Origin of the sequence: Rugamonas sp. (assembly GCF_025354735.1) — a bacterium.
In the GTDB taxonomy this organism is placed as follows: Bacteria; Pseudomonadota; Gammaproteobacteria; order Burkholderiales; family Burkholderiaceae_D; genus Rugamonas.
On the sequence record NZ_JANXMI010000009.1, the window covers coordinates 1 to 5,704 of the forward strand.

Genomic DNA, 5,704 nt, shown 5'->3' on the forward strand with positions numbered 1-5,704 from the left:
CAACCTCGATCAAAAGCAGCCCAACTTCCCCGACCACATCCTGCCGGCCTATCTGACGGAACTGGGCGTGGCCTTCCACATCGAGAACCAGGACACCTACAGCATCGTCAAGCGCCTGATCCCGGAAGGCAAGACCACCTGTTCGCTGTGCTCGCGGCTGCGGCGCGGCATTTTGTACCGCGTGGCCGATGAACTGGGCGCGACCAAGATCGCGCTCGGCCACCACCGCGACGACATCCTGGAAACCTTCTTCCTCAATATGTTCTTCGGCGGCAAGCTCAAAGGCATGCCGGCCAAGCTGCAATCGGACGACGGCAAGCACGTCGTGATCCGCCCGCTGGCCTACGTGAAGGAGGCGGACACGCAGCGCTACGCCGAAGTGAAGGGCTTCCCCATCATCCCGTGCGACCTGTGCGGCTCGCAGGAGAATTTGCAGCGCAAGCAGATCAAGGCCATGATGCGCGACTGGGACAAGAAATTCCCCGGCCGCGTGGAAAGCATCTTCTCGGCGCTGTCGACGGTGGTGCCGTCGCACCTGATGGACCGCGAGCTGTTCGGCTTCGCCGACCTGAAAGCGGACGGCGTCGCCAGCCCGCTGGGCGATATCGCCTTCGACGACGAGCCCTGCTCGACGCCGACCACGATGCCGGGCATGATCCCGCTGCAATCGGTATAAACGATATAGATCAACTGAGATCAACTGAGCTGTATCAAGGCGGCGGCGCCGCACCGCCATGGGTGCGGCGTATAATTTCAGTCCGGTCGATGGAGAACGCCATGAGCAGAACAGTGCATATCGCAGTCGAGCTAACACCCGAGCTTGAGCACAAGCTGCACGAACTCGCGGCGCTTCCGGGCCAATCGCTGGCCCTGATCGCGCAGGACGCGCTCAAGCACTATGTGGCATGGCGCTCGCCACAATTGGCGGATCTGGCGGAAGCGATAGCCGCGGCAGATCGCGGTGAATTCGCATCGGACGAAGAAGTCAACGCGGTATTGAGCCGCTATGACGCATAATTTCCCGCTCATTTGGTCCAAGCGCGCGCTGTCCGGTCTGGACAAAATCGCCGAATTCATCGCTGCCGACCAGCCTGTTGCGGCGAACTTGCTGGTGCAAGCGATCAAGGCCCGCTGCTGAGCACCACACCATTTCTTGGCGGAGAAGTTGTTGCTGGCGTGCGTGAGTTGGTCGTTCATCGCCACTATCTGCTGGTCTATCGCATCAAGAACGACAGAATAGAAATTCTCCAAGTTTGGCACACGGCGCGCAAACGATAGCGCGCCCCCCGTCGCTCACCGACAGGGGCGCGCACGAACATCGTTACAGCTTCTGCGCCGTCCGCATCACCGGATAGAGATTGAAGCGCTCGTCCCACGACGCGTGGCGGCGGGCGAAGAATTCCAGCCGCGCCTGCGGGTTGGCGGCGAAGGCCGGATCGCTGGCGAGCTTTTGCTGGAAGGCGGCGGCCAGCGCCGGATCGGCCGCCAGCTGTTCACGCGCGACGTCTTCGGCCACATACTCCTCCATGTATTCCTTGCGCTCGAAGGCGTTGTTGAAATAGCCCCAGCCCAGCAGCGAATCGTCGACGCGCGGCTCCAGCATCGTCATCACCAGCCGCGACTTGGCCTGCGCGATCGGCACGAACAGCGCGCCCTTGCCGACGCTGCGCGCATCATGCTGCCACTCGCCCTCCACCTTCAGCGCCTGATGGCCCTCGAACGACTGCTTGCCGAACGTGGTCTTCTCGGCACGGAAGGTCTCGACATCGACCTTGCCCAGATCGGCCGCCAGCACCTTGAAGCTGATGCCGTGTTCCTTGAGCTTGGCGCCCACCCATGCGGCCTGCGCGGCCGGCACCAGATAGCCGCCCCGCGGCGCGGCCACCAGCAAGTCCGGCACCACTTCGTCGCGCAGCGGCACGGTCCACACTTGCGGCTTGCTCTCGTCGTAGTGCGTCATCGGGCCGCCGGAAACGTCGGATTTGCTGCGCGTGTATTCGTAGCCGGCGAATTCGATGGTGCTGACCTTGTCCGTCGTTTTATACGTCAGCGGCACGGCGGCGCCGTTCAGGGCGGCCGCGCGGGCGTCGGCCTCGCGCGCCATCTTGCTCCACTCCCGGCCATGCTCGGCCATTTGCGACAGCAGCGAGACGATGGCGTTGTGCGTGATGCGCACGCGGGTCGGATAATCCTTCCACGAGTGGGTTTCGACCAGCATGGCGAGGCGGTTACGCAGCGGGAAATAGCCGGTTGAAAAACGCGGCGTCGACATGCTGTCCATGAAGCCGGAGGCCGGGTTGTCCTCCTCGGCGAACGCAATGTAATACGGCTTCGGATCGGAGCCCTGCTTTTTCAGGTCGGCCATGACGGCATTTTGCAGCGCGCCGCCGGCCTGCCTGAGCAACTCGTCGCCGCCGTGCACCGGCTCGACCTGGATCGACACGTCGGGCTGGAACTTGGCGCCGTCGGTCACGTGCAGGTCGACATAGGCCAGCGGATCCCAGTCGTTCACCAGCGCCAGCATGGCCTGCATCTCGGGCGCGTCGGCCTTGACGTAGTCGCGATTGAGGTTGTAGTTCTGCGCCGTCGTGCGCCAGCCCATTTCGACCGGGCCGCGCTGGTTCGGGCGGTTCCATTTGCCGAAACGTTCGTGGCCGTCGACGTTGAAGACGGGGACGAACAACAGCACCTGCTGGTCCAGCGCGCCCGGCGCCGCCTGGTTTTCCAGCGCCTCGCGCAGCGCCAGGAAGCCGGCGTCCTTGCCGTCGATTTCACCGGCGTGGATGCCGCCCTGGATCAGCAGCACCGGCAGGCCGCGCCGGCGCGCCTGCTGCGCCGTCAGCGCGCCGGTGCGCGAGACGGCCAGCGCCAGCATCGGCCGGCCTTCCGGCGTGCGGCCGAATTCAAAGCAGCGCACCTGTTTCGGATACGCCTTCTGGAATTTGGCGCACAGCGCGATCACCTCGTCGTAATGGCCGGTGCTTTGGAAGCGGGAGCGTTCAGCGATGGTGCTCAGGTCGGGCGCGGCGTGCGCCATCGGCGCGGCGCAAGCGGAAATGGAAACGGCGGAGGTGGACAGGGCAAGCAGTAAGGCAGAACGAATCATGAATCAGGCTCCGGCGATGGTGGGAAAGTCCGGCGCGAGCCGCGCCGGAGATGCCGGAAATTATAGTCGGCTTTGCAAGCTTGCCGCTACCGCCAGCTCAGGCACCGAAGTGATGACGACGGCCTGCGCGTTCGCGGCCGCCGTGGCAGCGCCATCCGGCGCCGGCGTTTGCGCCCGCCATGGAGAACTGCACAACAGCGCGAGCCGGTCCGCCGGCAACGGTTGGAGTTGGATCGTCTTCATTGAACTCTCTGCGTTTAAAAAAGCGCAAAGATATCAAGCTGAATACGAAACGCGAACGAAAAGTTACGCGCTTTTTTTATATGATTTTTGAAGAAGCGAACACGTTAACCAAAAAGGGCGGCCCTATGTGGCCGCCCTTGCGCTTGGCGCGTAAAGATTTATGCCGCGTGATGCTCCTCGCCCGCCGCTGCGATCACCGGCGGCGCATTGAAGGCCGCGATCAGCGCCGCTTCCTTCTGCTTGGCGGCCTTGAAGTGGCGCTCCTTGACGTGGCCATAGCCGCGGATATCTTCCGGGATGCTGGCGATGGCCACCGCCTGCGACAGATTATCGGCCGTCAGTTTCGGCAGCAGCGCCGCCACCGTCTGGCGATACTCGACGATCAGCGCCCGTTCCATCTTGCGTTCGGCGGTGTGGCCGAAGACGTCGAGCGCGCCGCCGCGCAGGCCCTTGAACTTGGCCAGCAGGCCGAAGGCCTTCATCATCCATGGCCCGAATTCCTGCTTGATGAGCTGGCCCTGGCTGTCGCGCTTGGCGAACAGCGGCGGCGCCAAATGGAATTTCAAGGTGATGTCGCCCTCGAACATGCCGGCGATTTTCTCCTTGAACGCGCCGTCGGTGTACAGGCGGGCGACTTCGTATTCGTCCTTGTACGCCATCAGCTTGTAGTAGTAGCGCGCCACCGCCTCGCTCAAACGCGTGCTCTTGCCGAGCCTGGCCTCCTCGGCGCGGACCTGGTCGACAAACGATTTATACTGTTTAGCATAATTCGCGTCCTGGTAGGCCGTCAGCAGTTCTACCCGCTTTTCGACGATGTCGTCGAGGGTCTGGATGCGCTTGAATTCGATCACCTTGGCCGGCGTCGTCATCTTCACCACCGACGCCAGGTCGTGCGCGGCGCTGCGGCCCCAGTTGAAGGCGGCGACGTTGAAGGCGACCGACACGCCGTTCAATTCGATGGCGCGCAGGATAGACGCTTCCGCCAGCGGCACGCGGCCCTTCTGGAAGGCGTAGCCGAGCATGAACATATTGGTGGCGATGGAGTCGCCCATCAGCGCGGTGGCGATCTGGCCGGCGTCGACGAATTCGACATGGTCGTCGCCGCAGGCCTTGACGATTTCACCCTTCGACGACGCCGCCGGGAATTGCCAGTCCGGGTTCTTGACGAAGGCCGCCGTCGACGAGCCGGTCGAGTTGATGGTGGCGTAGGTGCGGCCCTCGCCCATGCGCGACAGGGCGTCGCGGCTGGCGGTGACGATCAGGTCGCAGCCGATCACCAGGTCGGCGCTGCCGGTGCCGACGCGGGTCGAATGCAAATCGGCCTGCTTGTCGGCCAGGCGCACGTGCGACATCACCGGCCCGCCTTTTTGCGCCAGGCCGCTCATGTCCAGCACCACGGCGCCCTTGCCTTCGACGTGGGCCGCCATCGCCAATATCTGACCGACGGTGACCTCGCCGGTGCCGCCGATGCCGGTGATGAGAATGCCGAACGGCTGCGCGGTCGACGGGATCGCCGGCATCGGCAAAGGCGGAGCGGCGGCTTCACCGGCGGCGCTGGCGGCGACGGCCTTCTTCGGCTTTTTCAGCGCGCCGCCTTCCACCGTCACGAAGCTCGGGCAGAAACCGGTGGTGCACGAAAAGTCCTTGTTGCAGGACGACTGGTTGATCTGGCGCTTGCGGCCCAGGTCCGTTTCCAGCGGCTCGACCGACAGGCAGTTCGACTGCACGGAACAGTCGCCGCAGCCTTCGCAGACGGCTTCGTTGATGACGGCGCGTTTGGCCGGGTCGGGGTATTCGCCTTTTTTCCGGCGGCGGCGCTTCTCGGAGGCGCAGGTCTGGTCGTAGATCATGGCCGACACGCCGGGCTGGTCGCGCAGTTCGCGCTGCACGTCCATCAGTTCCGAGCGGTGGCGCACGGTGACGCCTTCGGCCCATTTGTAATCGGCCGGATATTTTTCCGGTTCATCGGTGACGACGATGATGGGGCCGACGCCTTCGGCCGCGATCTGGCGCGAGATCATGCCGGGATCGAGCGGGCCGTCGAAGGCCTGGCCGCCGGTCATGGCGACGGCGTCGTTGAACAGGATTTTATAGGTGATGTTGACCTTGGCCGCCACCGCCGCGCGGATCGCCAGGATACCCGAGTGGAAGTAGGTGCCGTCGCCCAGGTTGGTGAAGACGTGCTTCTCGTTCGTGAACGGGGCCTGGCCGACCCAGGTCACGCCCTCGGCGCCCATGTGCGTGAAGGTCGACGTTTCGCGGTCCATCCACAGCACCATGTAGTGGCAGCCGATGCCGGCCAGCGCGCGCGAACCTTCGGGCACCTTGGTCGACGAATTGTGCGGACAGCCGGAG

General features: G+C 64.0%; 5 protein-coding genes and 1 pseudogene. 4 read left to right on the plus strand and 2 right to left on the minus strand.

What is annotated here, in order from left to right; genetic code table 11:
- From ttcA to Q0S71_RS00865, 3 genes and pseudogenes are all read left to right on the plus strand, one after another.
- Positions 1 to 676, plus strand: a 676-nt coding sequence (ttcA, locus tag Q0S71_RS00855; protein WP_295990133.1) for a tRNA 2-thiocytidine(32) synthetase TtcA, incomplete at its 5' end; no start/stop codon positions are given.
- Positions 677 to 777: 101 nt separating this feature from the next.
- Positions 778 to 1,017, plus strand: coding sequence for a hypothetical protein (locus tag Q0S71_RS00860; protein WP_295990134.1), 240 nt, complete (start codon positions 778 to 780; stop codon positions 1,015 to 1,017).
- Positions 1,007 to 1,278: pseudogene (locus tag Q0S71_RS00865) on the plus strand (type II toxin-antitoxin system RelE/ParE family toxin). The gene Q0S71_RS00860 and the pseudogene Q0S71_RS00865 overlap by 11 nt, the downstream one beginning before the upstream one ends.
- A 43-nt stretch (positions 1,279 to 1,321) precedes the next feature.
- On the opposite strand, the gene Q0S71_RS00870 reads toward Q0S71_RS00865, so the two are convergent.
- The gene (locus Q0S71_RS00870; RefSeq protein ID WP_295990135.1) at positions 1,322 to 3,106 is read right to left on the minus strand and encodes a M14 family metallopeptidase; all 1,785 of its coding nucleotides are present in this window, start codon (positions 3,104 to 3,106) and stop codon (positions 1,322 to 1,324) included.
- On the opposite strand from Q0S71_RS00870, the gene Q0S71_RS00875 reads away from it, so the two are divergent.
- Positions 3,105 to 3,440: a hypothetical protein gene (locus Q0S71_RS00875; RefSeq protein ID WP_295990136.1), complete on the plus strand. Its 336-nt coding sequence runs from the start codon at positions 3,105 to 3,107 to the stop codon at positions 3,438 to 3,440. The two genes, Q0S71_RS00870 and Q0S71_RS00875, sit on opposite strands and share 2 nt — an antisense overlap.
- Before the next feature lie 67 nt (positions 3,441 to 3,507).
- On the opposite strand, the gene Q0S71_RS00880 is transcribed toward Q0S71_RS00875, so the two are convergent.
- Positions 3,508 to 5,704 (minus strand): indolepyruvate ferredoxin oxidoreductase family protein (locus tag Q0S71_RS00880; RefSeq protein ID WP_295990137.1); only part of this gene is annotated, 2,197 nt, incomplete at its 5' end.